Source organism: Peterkaempfera podocarpi (assembly GCF_042466665.1).
GTDB classification, from domain to species: Bacteria; Actinomycetota; Actinomycetes; order Streptomycetales; family Streptomycetaceae; genus Peterkaempfera; species Peterkaempfera podocarpi.
Genome location: NZ_CP162102.1, coordinates 7546792 through 7565376, shown reverse-complemented (window position 1 = coordinate 7565376; position 18585 = coordinate 7546792). Strand labels below are relative to the sequence as shown.

The following is an 18585-nucleotide window of genomic DNA, read 5'->3' as shown; positions in this document are numbered from 1 at the left end:
CCACAACTCGGGCCAGGAGGTCGACGGACCATGAGCAGTAGCGATCCGGGAGTCATGCACCGCCCTGGGCGGCGGTCTGCCCGGGAGGCCATGTTAGCGTTAACAGTCTGGACAGCGCTCCTTCTTCTGCTCTCCCCACTGATCGCCCTGGGCACGGCGGCACCCGCCGCCGCACTCGGCAACGGCCTGGCGCCGACTCCCCAGATGGGTTTCAACGACTGGAACGCCTACGGCTGCAACGTCTCCGAGGCACTCATCAAGTCCACCGCGCTGGCCATGCACAACAACGGTATGCAGGCCGCCGGGTACAGCTACGTCAACATCGACGACTGCTGGCTGACATCGAGCCGGGACTCCGGCGGCCATCTGGTGCCGGACCCGGTCAAGTTCCCCGACGGCATCAAGGGCACCGCCGACTACGTCCACTCGCTCGGCCTGAAGCTGGGCATCTACGAGGACGCCGGCACCGCCACCTGCGCGGGGTATCCCGGCAGCCTGGGCCATGAGACCACCGATGCCCAGTCGTTCGCCTCCTGGGGCGTGGACTACCTCAAGTACGACAACTGCAACAACACCGGGGTGCCGGCGCAGACCCGCTACACCGCCATGCGCGACGCCCTGGCCGCAACCGGCAGGCCGATCCTCTTCAGCCTGTGCAACTGGGGCCAGGAGAACGTCTGGACCTGGGGCGCAGGCGTCGGCAACAGCTGGCGCACCACCGGGGACATCAGCGCAAGCTTCTCCAGCATGCTCTCCATCTTCCACAGCAATGTGGGCCTGGCCTCCTACGCCGGTCCGGGCCACTGGAACGACCCGGACATGCTGGAGATCGGCAACGGCTCGATGACCGACGCGGAGAACCGCAGCGAGTTCAGCCTCTGGGTGGAGATGGCCGCCCCTCTCATCGCGGGCACCAACCTCACCACGGCGAGCGCAAGCACCCTGTCCACACTCACCAACTCCCGGGTGATCGCGGTCGACCAGGACTCGCTGGGCAGGCAGGGAACCATGGTGTCCTCGTCCAACGGCCTGGACGTGCTGGCCAAGCCGCTGGCCAACGGCGATGTGTCGGTGGTTCTGTTCAACGAGACCGGATCGACCGCGACCATCACGACCACCGCGGCCGCGATCGGCAAGTCCGGTGCGTCCAGCTATGCACTGACCGACCTGTGGTCCGGGAGTGCGTCCTCCACGTCCGGCACCATCAGCGCGTCCGTCCCCGCGCACGGCACCGTGATGTACCGGGTCGCGGGCGGCAGCACCAGCGGCGGCACCAGCGTCACGGGTGAGGTCCATGCGGTGGGCGCGGGCAAGTGCCTCGACGTGCCGAACTCGACCACCACCGCGGGGACCCAGCTGGAGATCTGGAGCTGCGGCGGCGGTTCCAACCAGATCTGGACCCACTCCACGTCCAACCAGCTCACCGTCTACTCCGGTGGCTCGCAGATGTGCCTGGACGCCTACGACAACCGGACCGCCCCCGGTACCAAGGTGGAGATCTGGCCCTGCAACGGGCAGACCAACCAGCAGTGGCAGTTCAACGCCAACGGCACCGTCACCGGGGTGCAGTCCGGACTCTGCCTCGACGTCACCGGCGCCGCCACCGCCGACGGAACCCTGGTCGAACTCTGGACCTGCAACGGCGGCAGCAACCAGCAGTGGACGCTCGGCTGAGACCAGCCGACCCCGCGGCCGTGACGGACACCGGCGCATCACCCCCGGGACCGCCCCCGGATCCCCGGTGTCCGTCACCACCGCCAGGGCCCGCCGCAGCGGCACGGCCCGCGCCCGGCGGCAGACCGGTTCACAGCCGGGCCGCGTGGTGCGGTACCGGGCGGCACCGGTCAGCGCTGGGCGTTCTCCCGCACCCAGGCGGTGATGCGGTCGAGGTCGACCGGGCCGGTGGTGTCCACCCGCAGCGTCCGGTCGATTCCCAACGGGCGGGCCGTCGCACCGCGGTGCTCCCACTCCGCCTCGTCCAGTGGGGCACCGTGGACCGGGTGCCGCGGGTGGCGCAGCAGGAACCGCTCGCGGGCCAGCTGCAGCGGTACGTCGCACCAGATCTCCAGGGACCGGTCGACGCCTGCCCGGCGCAGCCCTGCGACGACCAGGGGCCGGACGTCGGTCAGCCAGCAGGACTCCAGGACGGCGCCGCCCGGCGCATCCGCGAGAAGGGCCCACATGGTCTCGCTCGCGGCGGCCCCGAGGGCGTTGTTCCACCGCCGCTGGGACCGGCCGTCGGAAGGCTCGGAACCGAGGACGTCCGCATGGGCCTCCTTGATCACGTCCTTGCTGAACAGGGGCAGTCGCAGCCGTCCGGCCAGCGCCCTGGAGAGGGTGGTCTTCCCTGCCCCGGGCAGGCCGTTGACCAGGACGACGGGCCCCCACGACGTCGACACCGCACGGGTGCTGTGCTCGGGCGAGTCCATGGCCGCAATCTACCGATCCGAGGGGCCGGGCGGGTGCACACCGCCGGTGCACAGGCTCGCCGGACGCCACTGCCCGAGGCCCAGCCCCGGCGCAACCCCGCGCAGGCCAGGACGGCGTCCACGGCATCGCCCGGACCAGGCAGTCCCGCCCCCGCGGGGACCGCACCACGGCCGGCCGCTCCCCGTTGACATCGTCGAACACTCTCGCGGTCTAACACGGCTGGTCCCATGCCGCCGGTACGCCGAGGCTGAGCCAGAGAACCGCCCAGACCCTCAGGAGTCCCGACGTGAACGCACGACGACTGCCCATGGGCCGTCGCACCCGATACAGCACCGCGGCGGCCCTGCTCGCCGCCGTGTCCGCAGCGCTCGGCGGATGCACCTCGCACACCGAACGTGTCGTCGCAGCCGACCGTGCCGCGGCGCGCGCGCCCCGAGCGGCGGCGGCGCCGAAGTGCCCTGCGGCAACCCGCCCGTGCAGCTGGAGACGATCGCCCAGCAGTTCCTCGACGGGCTGGCCGCGGCCGGAGGGCCCCCGCTGTACAAGCTCTCCTACAAGGCGGCACGGGAGGTGCTGAACAAGCTGCAGGCCGGACCGGTGGAGATGCGGCCCGCGCAGATCAGTCAGCGCACCGTGCCCGGCGGCCCGACGGGTCCGGTGACCGTGCATGTCGTACGGCCCAAGGGAGTGACCGGAAATCTGCCCGGCATCGTCTACATCCACGGCGGCGGCTGGGTGCTCGGCAACTTCAAGACCCATGAGCGCCTGGTCCGGGAGATCGCCGACGGTGCCCGTGCCACCGTCGTCTTCGTCGACTACACCCCGTCCCCGGAGGCCAAGTTCCCCGTCCCGGTCAAGCAGGTCTACACCGTCGCCACATGGGTGGCCGCCCACGGCCGGGACATCGGTGTCGACCCCCGCAGTCTCGCCATCGCCGGCGACTCGGTGGGCGGCGACATGACCGCTGCCGTCACCCTGCTGGCCAAGCAGCGCGGCGGACCCCACTTCCGCAAGCAGGTCATGCTCTACCCGGTCGTGGACGCCGACTTCGACACCGCCTCCTACAAGCGCTTCGCGGAGAATTGCTGGCTCACCCGGCCGGCGATGAAGTGGTTCTGGGATGCCTATGCCCCCCGGGCGGCCGACCGCTCCAACCCGCTGGCGTCACCGTTGAAGGCCACCGTCAGCCAGTTGCGCGGCCTGCCTCCCGCCCTGGTGATCACCGACTCGGACGTCCTGCTGGACGGCGCCGACGCCTATGCGGCCAAGCTGCGCTCGGCGGGCGTTCCGGTCAGCGCCTCCCACTACGGCGCCATCACCCACGACTTCATGATGCTCAACGCCCTCGCCGCCACCCGCAGCAACCAGCAGGCGGTCGCCGAGGCCACCGCGGCTCTCCGCGCGGCCCTGTACGCGAAGGCGGGCGCCGGCAGGAAGTAGCACGGAAGGCTCCAGGGGTCGGCAGCACACCGGCCGGGGACCGACGGGTCCGGCCGCGGCACCGGCGTTCCCTCCCGGCCGCGGCGTTCGGCGGCCGGCCCCGGGACCCCACCCCCGTCCGGGGGCGCAGCGTGATGGTCCAGGTCATCGCCGGTCCTTCACCTGTTCGGCCCTGGGGGCGGGGCCACCGGGACCGGTGCGGACTAGTGTCGTCCGGGAGGGCCGCGCAACGCGGGCCTGTGGGAACCGTGGTGTGGACTTCCTGTCCCGCCGTTCCCCCGCGAGGACGCATCCACGTGGAACAAGGAGACCTCCCGCGATGAACGAGACCTCGACCCGGCGGCTTCTGATACCGCTCGTCCTGCTGGCGTCGGCAGCCGCCGTCGCCGCCACCAACCTGACCTTCGGCCAAAGCCCCGACGGGCCCGGCACCCGGGCCGCCGCGGGCACCTCGTCCCCGGCGCCCTCCCGTGCCGCGGCCGCGAAGAGCGGCCGACCCGTCGTCGTCCTGGTCCACGGTGCCTGGGCCGACACATCGAGTTGGAACGGCGAGATCCGCATCCTCCAGCGCGAGGGCCTCACGGTCCGTGCGATCGCCAACCCGCTGGAGAATCTCACCAGCGACTCCACCACCGTCGCCGCCTTTGTGCGGAGCATCCCCGGCCCGGTCGTGCTGGTGGGCCATTCCTACGGCGGTTCGGTGATCACAAACGCCGCCGCGCAGGTCGGCAATGTCAAGGCCCTCGTCTTTGTCGACGCCGCGGCTCCCGCAGTCGGGGAGACCACCGTTTCGCTGAGCGGCTCCAGTTCCGCGCTGAACGCCCCGCCGGCCACCCTCTTCGACTCCGTGCCGTACGCCAATGCCCCGGCGGGCGCCGTCAACCTCTATCTGAAGCAGCAGGTCTTCGTCCGGAAGTTCGCCGGTGACCTGCCCGTGCAGCAGGCCGTCGGCCTCTGGGCCTCCCAGCGGGCCGCCTCCACCGCCGCGCTCAACACCGCGTCCACCCATGCGGCGTGGAAGACCATTCCGTCCTGGTACTTCATCAGCAGCGGCGACCGGATCATCACTCCCGAGTCCGAGATGATGATGGCCCGCCGTGCGAAGTCCACGGTCACCGTCTTTCCCGGCGGTTCGCACCTCACCCTGATCTCCCACCCCGAAGCGGTCACCAAGGTCATCGAATCGGCGGTCCGCGCGGTGAAGTGACGCCGCCGGTCCCGACCGCAGCCGCGGTCGGGACCGGCGCTCCGGCCGGGGTCCGGAGTAACCGCAGGAGGCTCCCGGGCGTCCCGGCGGCCACGGCGGCCCGCCGACCGAAGCAGCGCACCGCCGTTGTGACCGCCGCGGTGGCCCCGACGAGCCCGAAGAGAGGCCGGAGAACTGATGAAGGCGTTTGTGATGAAGGAGATCGGCCGGGTGGGCTTCGCGGACAAGCCCGTACCACGGCCCGGTCCCGGCGATGCCGTCGTCCGTACCACCAGGGCTCTCATCTGCACCTCGGACTCCCACACCGTCAGCGGCGGGATCGGCCCGAGGGAGAATCTGACGCTCGGCCATGAGGCGGTCGGCATCGTGCACGAGGTCGGCAGCGAGGTGCGGATCTTCCGTCCCGGCGACCGGGTGCTGGTGGGCGCCGTCACCCCCGACTGGGGGGATCCGGCCTCCCAGAACGGGCATCCGTCGCAGTCCGGTGCGCCGCTGGGCGGCTTCAAGTTCGCCAACAGCAAGGACGGGGTCTTCGCCGAGTACTTCCATGTGAACGAGGCCGACGCCAATATGGCGAAGATCCCCGACGGGGTGTCCGACGAGGCCGCGGTCTACTGTGCCGACATGCTCTCCACCGGGTTCATGGGCGCGGAGAAGGGCAACATCCCGATCGGCGGGACGGTGGCCGTCCTCGCCCAGGGCCCGGTGGGTCTGATGGCGACGGCGGGAGCCAGGCTGCGGGGCGCGGGCCTGGTCATCGGGGTGGAGTCGGTCCCCCGTCGGCAGAAGCTGGCGCGTACCTACGGTGCGGATGTGATCGTGGACTTCACCAAGGAGGACGTCATCGGGCGGATCATGGAGCTGACGGACAACCAGGGCGTCGACACCGCCATCGAGGCGCTCGGCGCGGACGCGACGTTCCAGACCGCCATCAAGATCACCAAGCCCGGCGGGACGGTGTCCAACACCGGCTACTTCGGGGAGGGCGAGTTCGTACGGATCCCCCGGGTGGAGTGGGGGGTCGGCATGGCCGAGAAGACCATCGCCACCGGGCTGTGCCCCGGCGGGCGGCTGCGCCTGGACCGGCTGCTGCGGGTGGTCGCAGCGGGGCGGGTCGACCCCACACATCTGACCACCCATCAGTTCGCCTTCGACGACATGGAGCGGGCCTTCGAGGTCCTGGACAAGAAGCTCGACGACGTCGTGAAGCCGCTCATCGTCTTCTAGACCCGTCGAGCGGTATCACGGGCCCCGGCCCGGGGAAACGAGGCGGCATGCTCGAACTCGATCCGCCCTTCCGGCCGCTGCGCAGGCATGAGGGCTATCTGCCCCTGGAGGACTACGGCCTCATCGGGGACGGCCGGACGGCGGCCCTGGTCGGCCTGGACGGCTCCATCCCGTGGCTGTGCCTGCCCCGCTTCGACTCCCCAGCGTTCTTCTGCGGCCTGCTCGACCACGCCCGGGGCGGGCACTTCACCGTGGCACCGCAGGAGCCGCTGGAGGCCCGGCAGCGGTACCAGCCCGACACCGGGGTGCTGGTGACGGAGCTGCGCAGCGCCACCGGTGTGGTCCGGATCACCGACGCTCTGGTCCTGCGCTCGGGTGCCGACCTCACCGACGACGCCCCGCTGGACCGCTCCGAACTCATCCGCTCGGCCGTCGTCCTGGACGGCGAGGTCCAGCTGCGGGTGGACCTGGAGCCCCGTGGCGGCGCCCACGTCCGGGCCCTCTTCAGCGGACTGGAGATCCTCGCGCCCGGCCAGTCGGACCTGCGACTGCACCTGCGCTGCAACCGCCCCCTGGACTCCCTCCACAGCACCCATGAGCTGCGGCAGGGCGACCGCCTTGACCTGGTGCTCTCCTGGGGGCGCTTCCACCGCCACCACCGCTTCGACGTCGAGGCGACGCTGCGCGGGACCGCCGATGCCTGGCGCCGCTGGATGACGGGCTTCAGCTTCAACGGCCCCGAGGAGCCCCTGGTGCGGCGCGCCGCGATCACCCTCAAGCTCTGCGACGACTGGGCCAACGGTTCGCTGGTGGCGGCGCCCACCTCGTCCCTGCCCGCCCCGATCGGCGGCGTGCGCAACTGGGACTACCGCTACACCTGGATCCGCGATGCCGCCTACGCCGTGTTCGCCATGCGCCGCATCGGCTTCGCCGGTGAGGCCGACGCCTTCCTCGGCTGGGTCCTGGACGCCTTCGAGCACAGCGGACGGCCGAGGATCATGTACGACCTCGACGGCCGCCCGGTGCCCGACGAGGTCGAGGACCCGGAACTGGAGGGCTACCGGCGCTCCGCCCCGGTGCGCTGGGGCAATGGAGCGGCCGACCAGCGCCAGCACGACGTCTACGGCGAGGTACTGGACTGCGCGGACCAGTGGCTGCGCGCCGGCAGCCGGCTGGAGCCCGCGCTGTGGGCCGGCCTCGCCGGGCTCGCGCAGGCCGCGGAGAAGGCCTGGCGGTTGCCCGACCAGGGCATCTGGGAGGTCCGCAGCGAAGGCCGGGTGTTCACCTACTCGGCCGCGATGTGCCAGGTGGCACTCGACCGGGCCGCGGCGATCGGCGAGCGGGCCGGTCTGCCGGGTCCGACCGCCGCCTGGCGGGCCTCGGCGGAGGAACTTCGGCAGCTGATCCTGGACCGCTCCTGGGACGAGAAGGCACAGACGCTCAGCGAGCACCTCGACGGCGGCGGCAGCCTGGACGCCAGTCTGCTGGCGCTCCCGCTGCGCGGGGTGGTCCCGGCCGGCCATCCGCGGATGGCGGCGACCACCGCGGCGATCGCCGACCGGCTCTCCGCCGGCGGCGGCCTGCTCTACCGGTACCTGCACGACCGGTCCCCCGACGGCCTGCCGGGCGACGAGGGCGCCTTTGTGCTGTGCAGCTTCTGGCTGGTGGACAACCTGGCCGGCCAGGGCCGCATCGAGGAGGCCGGGGAGCTGTACGCCTCCCTGTGCGCGCGGGCCAGCCCGCTGGGGCTGATGTCCGAGCAGATCGACCCCTCGACCGGTGCCTTCATGGGGAACTTCCCGCAGGCGTTCAGCCATATCGGGATCATCGCAAGCGGCGTGAATCTGGCACGGGCGACGGCAGGAGCAGCGCAGTGATCGACCGCCTTGTCATCTTCGGCGCCACAGGGGACCTCAGCGGACGCTTTCTGCTGCCGGGCCTGGCGTCGCTGCACGCGGCCGGGCAGCTGGGCGACCGGTTCCGGGTGGTGGGCGCCGACCGGGGCGGCCAGGACGACGCATGGTTCCGGCAGTGGGCGGCCGACCGGCTCGACCGGCACGCGGCGACCTGGCCGGCCGACGCCAGAAGGGCCGTCGTGGACGCGGCCTGCTACCGGCGCGCCGATGTCACCGACCCCGCCGACGTGGCGTCGGTGATCGCCGGGCCGGGACCGGTGGCCGTCTACCTCGCCCTGCCCCCGGCGCTCTTCCCCGCCGCCGTCACCTCACTGCACGCCGCAGGCCTGCCGGCCGGAAGCCGGATCGTGCTGGAGAAGCCCTTCGGCACGGACCTGGGCACCGCCGTGGAACTCAACCGGCTGCTCGCCGACCTCGTCCCGGAGCAGGCAGTGTTCCGGGTGGACCACTTCCTGGCCATGACGACCGTGCAGAACCTGCTCGGCAGCCGGCTCGCCAACCGCGTCCTGGAGCCCATCTGGAACAGCACCCATATCTCCGAGGTGGAGATCGTCTGGGACGAGACCCTCGCCCTGGAGGGCCGGGCCGGCTACTACGACGGTGTCGGGGCTCTGAAGGACATGCTGCAGAACCACCTGCTGCAACTGCTGTGCCTGGTCGCCATGGAACCCCCCGTCAGCCTGGACGAGCGCGACCTGCGCAACCGCAAGGTCGATGTGCTGCGTTCGGTGCGGCCGCTGACCGGCACCGACCTGGGCCGGCGGACCCGCCGCGCCCGCTACACGGCCGGGCGGCTCGGCGGCCGTGAGGTCCCCGCCTACGCCGACGAGCAGGGCGTGGACCCCGTGCGGGGCACCGAGACCTTGGCGGAGGTGCAGCTGGAGATCGACAACTGGCGCTGGGCGGGAACCGTCTTCCGGCTGCGCAGCGGCAAGGCCCTCGGGACCGACCGCAAGGAGGTCGCGGTCCACTTCCGTTCCGTGCCGCATCTGCCCTTCGGGGGCGGTGAGGAGGCCCCGCCCAATCTGCTGCGGTTCGGCCTGGATCCGGAGGACCTGACGCTCCATCTGACCGGCACGGGCGCCCACGCACATCTGCTGGCGCCGCTCGAGCTGACGGCCCGGATGGAGCCTCCGGAACTGCCCGCGTACGGCAGGCTGCTGCTCGACGTGCTGACCGGGGACCCGGCCCTGTCCATCCGCGGCGACGAGGCGGAGGAGGCCTGGCGCATCCTCACTCCCGTGCTGTCGGCCTGGTCCAGCGGCATGGTGCCGCTGGAGGAGTACCGGGCCGGCTCCGGGGGACCGGGCCGGCCGGCCCACTCCGCCGCCGACCAGGCCTGACCCGGGCCGACCCGGCGCCCCGCCGGACCGGCCCGGCAGCACGCCCCGGTGCACCGCACACCGGCGCCCCTCCGGCGCGGTGCACGGCCGGCCCGACCGCCTTCCCGTCCGTCTGCAGGCCGGTCACCAGGGGAAGCAACTTCCACGACCTGCGGGAGCTGGAGCGCTGCTTCGGGCGGGCCTGACACACCAGGGCACCCCGCCGGGCCGGAGTCACCACGTACGCACCTGGGCGTCAAGGCGGCATGACCCGAGCCGTGCCTGGCCGGCTTCTACCGCGACCGCTCCCACCTCGAGCGCTTCGCCCGTCCGCTCGCCCATCGAGAGGGCGGGGGCAGCCAAGTGGTTATGGCACCGTTGCCAGACGGTAGTTGATGTTGCGTCAGGTGTGACGCCAGGGTGAGGGCATCAAGATCCCCACGCCCCCGGAGGCAGACGCGATGCGGAAGATCCTCAACACGGCCCATATCTACATGATCATCGGCGTGGTCAGCGGTCTGTACTCCCGCGAACTCACCAAGGCCGAGGACTTCACCGGGGACACCCAGCTCGATGTCGTACACACCCATGTGCTCGCACTGGGGATGCTCTTCTTCCTCATCGTCCTGGTGCTGGAGAAACAGTTCACGCTGACCAGCAGCGCGCTCTTCGGCTGGTTCTTCTGGATCTACAACATCGGTCTGGCCGTAACCGTGGGCATGATGACCCTGCACGGCACCCTGACGGTGCTGGGGCATTCCAGCGGGGAGGCCATCGCCATGGTCGCCGGACTGGGCCACATCCTGCTGACCGCCGGCCTGATCCTGCTGTTCGTCACCCTGGGCAAGCGGTTGCAGCCGGCGCCAGCGCCCGGGAGCGACGCGGCCCCGGACCCGGACCCGGCCGCCCCGCTGCCGGCCCCGGCCCCCTGAGGGAGCTGCCCGGCCGCCGCCCACCGCTTGCGCGCGATGCCTCCGCAGCCGGAGACATCGCCGTCCGCCGGTGAGGTGCCGTCCGTACGACGCCCGTCAGGTGTGCAGATGAGTCGGTGCGGCCTTGGCACCGATGCACAGGTCTCATCGATGCCAGGGCCGCACCGGTGCGACCCGCTCCGGACCGCCGTCGACGGACCGCAAAGGTCAAGCGGCGCGGCCGTCCGGCACGGTGAGCCGTCCGGGTACGGCGGGCGGCTCACCGCGGAACCGGCAGCGCGCCGGCCGTCTGCTGACGGCGCCCCGGAGGCCGCCGCAGGCAGACGGCCGGCCGCCCCGGGGAACCGCTCCGTTCACCCGCCCACGGCGGCGGACCGGTGGGATGCCGCGCTGCCCTCGGCCACCCACTGCTCCAGGCCCGCGACATGCACCGCCGTGGTGGCGGCGGCCAGAGCCGGGTCCCTGGCGGCGAGCGCCGCCAGGATCGCCTGGTGCTCCCGGTGCGCGGAGACCAGGGCCGCCGCGGTGTCGATACCGCGCAGCACCCGCACCCGCTGGGTGCGGGTGGAGACGACCTCCAGGAGCAGGGACAGCACGGGGTTGCCGACCAGTTCGATGATGTGGCGGTGGAAGGCCACGTCCAGCTCGACGAACTCCTCGGCGGTGGTGGCGTGGGCGGACCGGTCGAGGATGACGGTCAGCGCCGCCACGTCGTCCTCGGTGACCCGGGAGGCGGCCAGCGCCACCGCCTGTGGCTCCAGCAGCCGCCTGACCTGGAGCAGCTGCGCGGCGGCCGGTCCCTGGGCGACGTCGGAGGCGAAGGTCAGGCCGTCCAGCAGCAGATGCGGCTCCAGGCTGGAGACATAGGTGCCGTCCCCCTGGCGTGTGATCAGGATCCGCATGGCCACCAGCGCCCGGACCGCCTCGCGCAGGGAGTTGCGCGACAGGCCCAGCTGGTCGGCGAGGGCCTCCTCCCGGGGGAGCCGGGATCCCTCCGGGAGTTCACCCGAAACGATCATGGCCTTGATCTTCTCGATCGCGTCGTCGGTGACCGCCATGGGTGCTACTCCTGCTTCTCGCCGGAGGCGAAGCGGGAGATGACCAGGGCGATGATGATGATCGCTCCGTTGAGGAACTGGTTCCACAGCGGCGGCACGCCCGCCAGGGTCATCACATTGACCACCAGCTGGAGGGTGAGCACACCGGTGAGCGCACCGAAGAGGTTGCCGCGCCCGCCGTTGAGGCTCACTCCGCCGATGACGGTGGCGGCGAACACCTGGAAGATCCAGCCGTTGCCCTGGTCGGCGGAGACGGAGCCGTAGTGGCCGGTGTAGAGGACACCGGCGAAGGCCGCGAGGGTGCTGCCGATGATCAGGACGATCCAGGTGATCCGGTTGACCCGGATGCCGGCCGTACGCGCCGCCTCGCTGTTGCCGCCGATCGCGTACAGCGCCCGGCCGTGCCGGAGCCAGGACAGCGCGCTGCCGCCGAGGGCGAAGAGGACCACGCAGATCCAGACCGCCGCCGGCACGCCCAGCCAGGAGGTGCTGCCCAGGTAGCGGAAGGAGGCGGGCACCTCGACGATCGACTGGCCCTGGGAGATGGCGACCTGGAGGCCGCGCAGCATGGTCAGCGCACCCAGGGTCACGATGAACCCGTTGAGCTGCAGCTTGAGGATCAGGAAGCCGATCACGGTGCCGATCAGCGCCCCGACCACCAGGCAGACCGGGATGGAGCTCCAGGTCGGCAGCAGGCCCAGCCCGTGGAACCGGCCGCCGTGGCTGGGCAGCACCAGCCACATGGCGATCACCGGGGCCACCCCGATGGTCGACTCCAGGGAAAGGTCCATCCGGCCGGCGATCAGGATCAGTGCCTCCGCCAGCACCAGCAGGCTCAGCTCGGTGGACTGCTGGGCGACTCCGATCAGGTTGTCGGAGGTGAGGAAGGCGGGCGAGACGATGAAACCGATCAGGCCGAGGACCAGCAGCACCGGGACGAGCGAGAGGTCCCGGTAGCGCTTCAGGTCGAGACCGGGCCGCCGCCCGGCGGTCGGCGCCGCGGTGGCTGCGGCCGCGGACGCCGTGGCGTCAGTCGTGGCTGGCATGGCTGGGTGTTCCCTTCACCTTGTGCGGGTCCTGCGGGCCGGCCATGCCCTCCATGGCGGCCACCAGTTGCTCGTCGGTCCAGCCGGGCTGGAACTCCCCGGCCGTCCGGCCGTGGAACATCGCCACCACGCGGTCGCAGCTGCGCAGGTCGTCCAGCTCGTCCGAGACGATCAGCACTGCGCCGCCGTCGTCGGCGACCTGCTGGAACCGGTCGAGCAGGAATTCCTTGGACTTGACGTCCACCCCGTTGGTGGGCCGGATCGCCACCACCACCCGGGGCCGGGTGGCCAGTGCCCGGGCGACGACGACCTTCTGCTGGTTGCCTCCGGAGAGCGCCGAGACGGGTGTCGCGGCGCCGGGGGTCTTGATGTCCAGGTCCTCGATCATGCGCTGGGCGAAGGCCCTGGTCCGCGAGGGCAGCACCGTCCCGTACGGGCCGAGCTGGTCGGTCACGGTCAGGGTGGCGTTCTCCGCGACGCTGCGCTCGGTCACCAGGCCCTGCAGATGCCGGTCCTCGGGGACCAGGCCGACGCCGGCCGCCAGCGCGGACGGCACATCGCCGGTGCGCAGTTCCCGGCCGGCCACGGTGATCCGGCCGGCCTGCGGCCGGTGCAGTCCGGCCACGGTCTCCCCGAGCCGGACGTTGCCGCTGGCGGTGGCTCCGGCAAGGCCCACCACCTCGCCGGAGCGGACGGTGAGCGAGACCTCGGTGTAGGCGCCGGGCAGCTCGAGACCGCTGATCTCCAGCACTCCCGGTGCGTCCGCCGCCACCGTGCGCCGGGTGGGCCCGGAGGACCCGGACCCGCTGCCGCTCTCCCCGGTCATCGCCTCCACCAGCGCCTCATGGCCCAGTTCGGCCACGGGTGCGGTGAGGATGTGCCGGGCGTCGCGGTACACCGTCACACTGCTGCACAGGTCGTAGACCTCCTGCAGATGGTGCGAGATGAACAGGAACGCCACACCCTGCTCCTGGAGCTGGCGCAGTTTGGTGAAGAGCCGGTCGATGCCGCGGGCGTCGAGTTTGGCGGTCGGCTCGTCGAGGATGATGAACCGGGAGCCGAAGGACAGCGCCCGGGCGATCTCCACGAACTGGCGCTGCTCGACCGTCAGGTCCTGGGCCCGGGCCGCCGGGTCGACCTCCACCCGGTACTCGGCCAGCAGGTCGGCGGCCCGGCGGCGCAGCTCCTTCCAGCGGATCGGACGGAGTGCGCTCTGGCTCTGCCGGCCCAGGAAGAGGTTCTCCGCCACCGTCAGCTCACCGATGACGGTGGAGCGCTGGTAGACGCAGGCGACCCGGGAACGCCAGGCGTCGGTGTCGCCGAACGCGGGGGCGGGACTGCCGGACAGCAGCAGGGTTCCGCTGTCCGGCTGCTGGATGCCGGTGAGGATCGAGACCAGCGTGGACTTGCCGGCACCGTTGCGGCCGACCAGCGCATGGGACTCGCCCGGAGCCACCGTGATGCGTGCGTCGTGCAGGGCGACGGTGGCACCGAACCGCTTGGTGATCCCGGTGGCCTCGACCACGGGGGTCGGGTCGGCCGCCCCCGCGAGGGGGGCGGTCACCGTGTCGGCCATGGTGGGTGACTTCCTTTCTGTAGGGGCCCGGGTGGCGTGAGCCGGATCGCCGCTCACTTGGCGATGTTGTTGCCCCACAGGCTCTTGTCGTCCACGTTGTCCTTGGTCACCAGCGGCGCGGGCAGCTGGTCCTCCAGGCCGTTGGGGATCTGGATGATGTTGGAGTCGTGGTCGGTGGGGCCGGGCTTGAAGGTCTTGCCCTCGGCCGCCGCCTCCGCGTAGAAGAGCGCGTACTTGGCGTAGAGGTCGGCCGGCTGGGAGACGGTGGCGTCGATCTGGCCCTTGCGGATCGCGTCGAACTCCTGCGGGATGCCGTCGTTGGAGATGATGGTGATGTGGCCGGGCTGACCCGGCGGCTTGAGCAGGCCCTTCTGCTGCAGCAGCGCCAGGGTGGGCTGCAGGAAGACGCCGCCGGCCTGCATGTAGATGCCGTTCAGGTCGGGGTTCTGGGCGAGCGTGCTCTGCAGCTTCGCCGAGGCGACGTCGCCCTTCCAGTCGGTGGCCAGCTCGAAGACCTTGATGCCGGGGAACTTGGTCTTCATGCACTCGGCGAAGGCCTCCGAGCGGTCACGCCCGTTGATGGAGTCCAGGGCCCCCTGGAACTCCGCGACCTTGCCCTTGCCGCCGAGCTGCTTGCCGAGGAAGTCGCAGGCCTTGGTGCCGTACGCGCGGTTGTCGGCGCGGACCACCATGTACACCTGGCCCTTGTCGGGGCGGGTGTCCACGCTGACCACCGGGATCTTCTTGGCGGCGAGCTGGTCCAGGGTGGAGACGATGGCGCCGGTGTCCTGGGGAGCCATCACCACGGCCTTGGCGCCGGTGTTCTGGAACACCTGGACGTTGGCGACGAGCTTGGTGATGTCGTTCTGGGAGTTGCTGAGCGGCAGGGTGTGCAGGCCCTGGCTGGAGACGTCCTGTCTGATGTACTGGGCGTAGGAGTTCCAGAAGTCGGAGTCCGCGCGCGGCAGGTCGATGCCGAGGGCCGGCTTGGCGTTCGCACCGGTCTTGGCAGGGGTGTCGCTGCCACGGTTGCAGGCGGTGGCAGTACCCGCGAGCAGGACCACTCCGGCCACGGCAGCCGCGGTACGGACAGTGTGGAGCTTCATCGTCGGTGCTCTCCTCTTTGCGTACGGGCAGGGGTGTCTCGCGAGAGAGTTGTCATCGGATGTCTCTGCGGCGGTGAGGACGTTACGACCGCGTATCACCGCTGGCAAGACCTTTCATCGGGTGAATCTGACCGAGCGGCTTCACGGGTTCTGCACCGGGCGGGACCAAACCCATCAAACCGCCCAGGTAGCGGGGCTTTGGGGGATCCTCACTCCCCTCATAGGGCCGCCTCCCACCTGCACTGACGAAAACATCGGATGACTTCCTTGCGAGCGTCGATGCGGGTCAGTAGTGTCCAGACTGTCGCAGCGATAGATCCGATCTATGACGACTGGAGGGTTGACACCCATGAAACTGATGCGCCTGGGTGCGGTGGGCGAGGAACGGCCCGTCGTACGCACCGACGACGGCCGGACCCTGGACGCCGCTTCCGTGACCGCCGACTTCGACTCCCGCTTCTTCGCGGACGGCGGAGTCGCCCGGCTGCGCGAGGCCCTGGAAGCAGGCACCCTGCCCGAGACCGACCCCTCCGGACTGCGCATCGGCGCCCCGGTGGCCCGTCCCGGGAAGGTGGTCTGCATCGGGCTCAACTACCGCGACCACGCGGCGGAGACCGGTGCCGCGATCCCCGCCCGGCCCGTGGTCTTCATGAAGGACCCCGGCACGGTGGTCGGCCCCGAGGACGAGGTGCTGATCCCGCGTGGATCGGTGAAGACCGACTGGGAGGTGGAGCTGGCCGTCGTCATCGGCAGCCGGGCGCGCTACCTCCAGTCCGCCGAGGAGGCGTACGCCGCCGTCGCGGGCTACGCCATCAGCAACGACGTCTCCGAGCGCGAGTTCCAGCTGGAGTACTCCGGCCAGTGGGACCTCGGCAAGTCCTGCGAGACCTTCAACCCGCTGGGCCCCTGGCTGGTCACGCCCGACGAGGTCGGCGACCCGCAGGCGCTCGGACTGCGGCTGTCCGTCAACGGCCGGAGCCGGCAGGACGGCAGCGCCAAGGACATGATCTTCGACGTCGCCCACATCATCCAGTACCTCAGCCAGTACATGGTGCTGGAGCCCGGTGACGTGATCAACACCGGCACTCCGGCCGGCGTTGCGCTCGGCCTCCCGGACAACCCCTATCTGCGCGCCGGCGACACCGTAGAGCTGAGCATCGACCGGCTCGGCCGTCAGCGCCAGACCTTCGCCCAGGCCTGACGGCCGGACAGCCCCGAGAGGAACCGCCTTGTCCGCAAAGACGGCCCGGATCACCGCTGTGGAGACGTACGACATCCGCTTCCCCACGTCACGGGAGTTGGACGGCTCCGACGCGATGAACCCCGACCCCGACTACTCCGCCGCCTACCTGGTGCTGCGCACCGACGCCGGCGACGGCCTGGAGGGCCACGGCTTCGCCTTCACCATCGGCCGCGGCAACGATGTCCAGGTCGCGGCGATCGAGGCGCTGCGCGAGCACATCGTCGGACGTCCGGTCGACCAGCTGTGCGCCGACCCCGGAACACTCAACCGCGACCTGATCGGAGACAGTCAGCTGCGCTGGCTCGGCCCCGAGAAGGGCGTGATGCACATGGCGATCGGCGCCGTGGTCAACGCGGTCTGGGACCTGGCAGCCAAGCGCGCCCGCAAGCCGCTGTGGCAACTGCTCGCCGAGGGCGACCCGGCCTGGCTGGTCTCCCAGGTGGACTTCCGCTACATCGCCGACGCGCTCACCCCCGAGGAGGCCCTCGACCTGCTGCGCCGCGGCCGTGCGGGCGGCGAGGAACGGACCGCGGCACTTCTGGAGCGCGGCTACCCCGCCTACACCACCTCGCCCGGCTGGCTCGGCTACAGCGACGACAAGCTGACCCGGCTCGCCCGGGAGGCGGTCGCCGAGGGCTTCACCCAGATCAAGCTGAAGGTCGGCGCCGACCTCCAGGACGACATCCGCCGCTGCCGGACGGCACGCGCCGCGGTCGGCCCCGACATCCGGATCGCCATCGACGCCAACCAGCGCTGGAACGTCGACGAGGCAGTCGAGTGGACCCGGGCCCTGGCCGAGTTCGACCCGTACTGGATCGAGGAGCCCACCAGCCCGGACGACATCCTCGGCCACGCGGCGGTACGCAAGGGCGTGGCCCCGATCAAGGTGGCCACCGGCGAGCATGTGCAGAACCGGATCATCTTCAAGCAGCTGCTCCAGGCCGGCGCCATCGACGTGCTGCAACTGGACGCCGCCCGGGTCGGCGGGGTCAACGAGAACCTGGCGATCCTGCTGCTCGCCGCGAAGTTCGGCGTCCCGGTGTGCCCGCACGCCGGCGGGGTGGGGCTGTGCGAGCTGGTGCAGCACCTGTCGATGTTCGACTATGTCGCGCTCTCCGGCACCACCGAGAACCGGGTCATCGAGTTCGTCGACCACCTGCACGAGCACTTCGTCACTCCTACGGTGATCCAGGACGGCCACTACGCCGCGCCCACCGCACCGGGATTCTCCGCGCAGATGCACCACGACTCCATCGCGACCTACAGCTACCCCCACGGCACCTTCTGGGCCGCGGACACTGCGACCACCAAGGCGGTGACGGCATGACCGAACTTCAGGGCCTCCGAGCCATCGTGACCGGCGGTGCGTCCGGCATCGGCCTCGCGACCGCGCAGCTGCTCGCCGAGCGCGGGGCGAGCGTCGCCGTCCTGGACCTCGACCCGGCGGGCGTGGCCGCGCCGCTTACCGGGCTGCGGGCCGACGTCTGCGACGACGCCTCCGTACGCAGCGCCGTCCAGCAGGCCGCCGAGACCCTCGGCGGGATCGACATCCTGGTCAACAACGCCGGCATCGGCGCCGCCGGCACCGTCGAGGACAACCCCGACGAGCAGTGGCACCGCGTCCTGGACGTCAACGTCCTGGGCATCGTCCGCACCACCCGCGCGGCCCTCCCGCACCTGCGGGCCTCCGAGCACGCGGCGATCGTCAACACCTGCTCCATCGCGGCCACCGCCGGACTGCCGCAGCGCGCCCTGTACTCGGCGAGCAAGGGCGCCGTGCTGTCGCTCACCCTGGCCATGGCGGCCGACCACGTCCGCGAGGGCATCCGGGTCAACTGCGTCAACCCGGGCACCGTCGACACCCCCTGGGTGGGCCGCCTGCTGGACGCCGCCGACGACCCCGCCGCGGAGCGCGCCGCGCTCAGCGCCCGTCAGCCGCACGGCCGCCTGGTCAGCGCGGAGGAGGTCGCCGCCGCGGTGGCGTACCTGGCGAGCCCGCTCGCCGGCTCCACCACGGGCACCAGCCTCGCCGTCGACGGCGGTATGGCCGGGCTGCGCCTGCGCCCGGTGGGACAGTGAGCG

15 protein-coding genes are annotated in these 18585 nt (G+C 71.2%); 10 read left to right on the top strand and 5 right to left on the bottom strand.

Annotated features, from left to right (window positions below; all coding sequences use genetic code 11):
- The first annotated feature begins 90 nt into the window (after positions 1 to 90).
- Positions 91 to 1674 carry a glycoside hydrolase family 27 protein gene (locus tag AB0761_RS33130; protein ID WP_377272936.1) on the top strand — a complete coding sequence of 528 codons (1584 nt, stop codon included), beginning with the start codon at positions 91 to 93 and terminating at the stop codon, positions 1672 to 1674.
- A gap of 170 nt (positions 1675 to 1844) precedes the next feature.
- On the opposite strand, the gene AB0761_RS33125 is transcribed toward AB0761_RS33130, so the two are convergent.
- On the bottom strand, positions 1845 to 2429 hold the full coding sequence (locus tag AB0761_RS33125; RefSeq protein ID WP_377272935.1) for an AAA family ATPase: 585 nt from the start codon (positions 2427 to 2429) through the stop codon (positions 1845 to 1847).
- 475 nt (positions 2430 to 2904) lie between these two features.
- On the opposite strand from AB0761_RS33125, the gene AB0761_RS33120 reads away from it, so the two are divergent.
- The 6 genes from AB0761_RS33120 (at position 2905) to AB0761_RS33095 (ending at position 10474) form a co-directional block, all read left to right on the top strand.
- Positions 2905 to 3870, top strand: coding sequence for an alpha/beta hydrolase (locus AB0761_RS33120; protein ID WP_377272934.1), 966 nt, complete (start codon positions 2905 to 2907; stop codon positions 3868 to 3870).
- Positions 3871 to 4189: 319 nt separating this feature from the next.
- Complete coding sequence (locus AB0761_RS33115; RefSeq protein WP_377272933.1) at positions 4190 to 5077, top strand: alpha/beta hydrolase; 888 nt, start codon at positions 4190 to 4192, stop codon at positions 5075 to 5077.
- 177 nt (positions 5078 to 5254) lie between these two features.
- A complete protein-coding gene (locus AB0761_RS33110; protein WP_377272932.1) occupies positions 5255 to 6304 on the top strand; it encodes an NAD(P)-dependent alcohol dehydrogenase in 1050 nt (349 codons plus the stop codon).
- Positions 6305 to 6351: 47 nt separating this feature from the next.
- On the top strand, positions 6352 to 8181 hold the full coding sequence (locus tag AB0761_RS33105) for a glycoside hydrolase family 15 protein (protein WP_377272931.1): 1830 nt from the start codon (positions 6352 to 6354) through the stop codon (positions 8179 to 8181).
- Complete coding sequence (locus tag AB0761_RS33100) at positions 8178 to 9563, top strand: glucose-6-phosphate dehydrogenase (RefSeq protein WP_377272930.1); 1386 nt, start codon at positions 8178 to 8180, stop codon at positions 9561 to 9563. Before AB0761_RS33105 ends, AB0761_RS33100 begins: the two co-directional genes overlap by 4 nt.
- A 440-nt stretch (positions 9564 to 10003) precedes the next feature.
- On the top strand, positions 10004 to 10474 hold the full coding sequence (locus tag AB0761_RS33095; RefSeq protein WP_377272929.1) for a DUF2871 domain-containing protein: 471 nt from the start codon (positions 10004 to 10006) through the stop codon (positions 10472 to 10474).
- Between the two features lie 353 nt (positions 10475 to 10827).
- On the opposite strand, the gene AB0761_RS33090 is transcribed toward AB0761_RS33095, so the two are convergent.
- Genes AB0761_RS33090 through AB0761_RS33075 form a run of 4 tightly spaced genes read right to left on the bottom strand, consistent with a single transcriptional unit; the run spans position 10828 to position 15260 of the window.
- Positions 10828 to 11532, bottom strand: coding sequence for a FadR/GntR family transcriptional regulator (locus tag AB0761_RS33090; RefSeq protein ID WP_377272928.1), 705 nt, complete (start codon positions 11530 to 11532; stop codon positions 10828 to 10830).
- 5 nt (positions 11533 to 11537) lie between these two features.
- Entirely contained in the window at positions 11538 to 12578 is a 1041-nt protein-coding gene (locus tag AB0761_RS33085; protein ID WP_377272927.1) for an ABC transporter permease, read from the bottom strand.
- Positions 12562 to 14154, bottom strand: coding sequence for a sugar ABC transporter ATP-binding protein (locus tag AB0761_RS33080; protein ID WP_377272926.1), 1593 nt, complete (start codon positions 14152 to 14154; stop codon positions 12562 to 12564). Before AB0761_RS33080 ends, AB0761_RS33085 begins: the two co-directional genes overlap by 17 nt.
- Positions 14155 to 14207: 53 nt before the next feature.
- Entirely contained in the window at positions 14208 to 15260 is a 1053-nt protein-coding gene (locus AB0761_RS33075) for a sugar ABC transporter substrate-binding protein (protein ID WP_377272925.1), read from the bottom strand.
- Between the two features lie 349 nt (positions 15261 to 15609).
- On the opposite strand from AB0761_RS33075, the gene AB0761_RS33070 reads away from it, so the two are divergent.
- From AB0761_RS33070 to AB0761_RS33060, 3 genes are read left to right on the top strand one after another with little or no spacing between them, the layout of a single operon-like run.
- Positions 15610 to 16461, top strand: a complete 852-nt coding sequence (locus AB0761_RS33070) for a fumarylacetoacetate hydrolase family protein (protein WP_377272924.1) — start codon at positions 15610 to 15612, stop codon at positions 16459 to 16461.
- A 28-nt stretch (positions 16462 to 16489) separates the two neighbouring features.
- Positions 16490 to 17830, top strand: a complete 1341-nt coding sequence (locus tag AB0761_RS33065) for an L-fuconate dehydratase (RefSeq protein ID WP_377272923.1) — start codon at positions 16490 to 16492, stop codon at positions 17828 to 17830.
- On the top strand, positions 17827 to 18582 hold the full coding sequence (locus AB0761_RS33060) for an SDR family NAD(P)-dependent oxidoreductase (RefSeq protein ID WP_377272922.1): 756 nt from the start codon (positions 17827 to 17829) through the stop codon (positions 18580 to 18582). Before AB0761_RS33065 ends, AB0761_RS33060 begins: the two co-directional genes overlap by 4 nt.
- Positions 18583 to 18585: the final 3 nt, after the last annotated feature.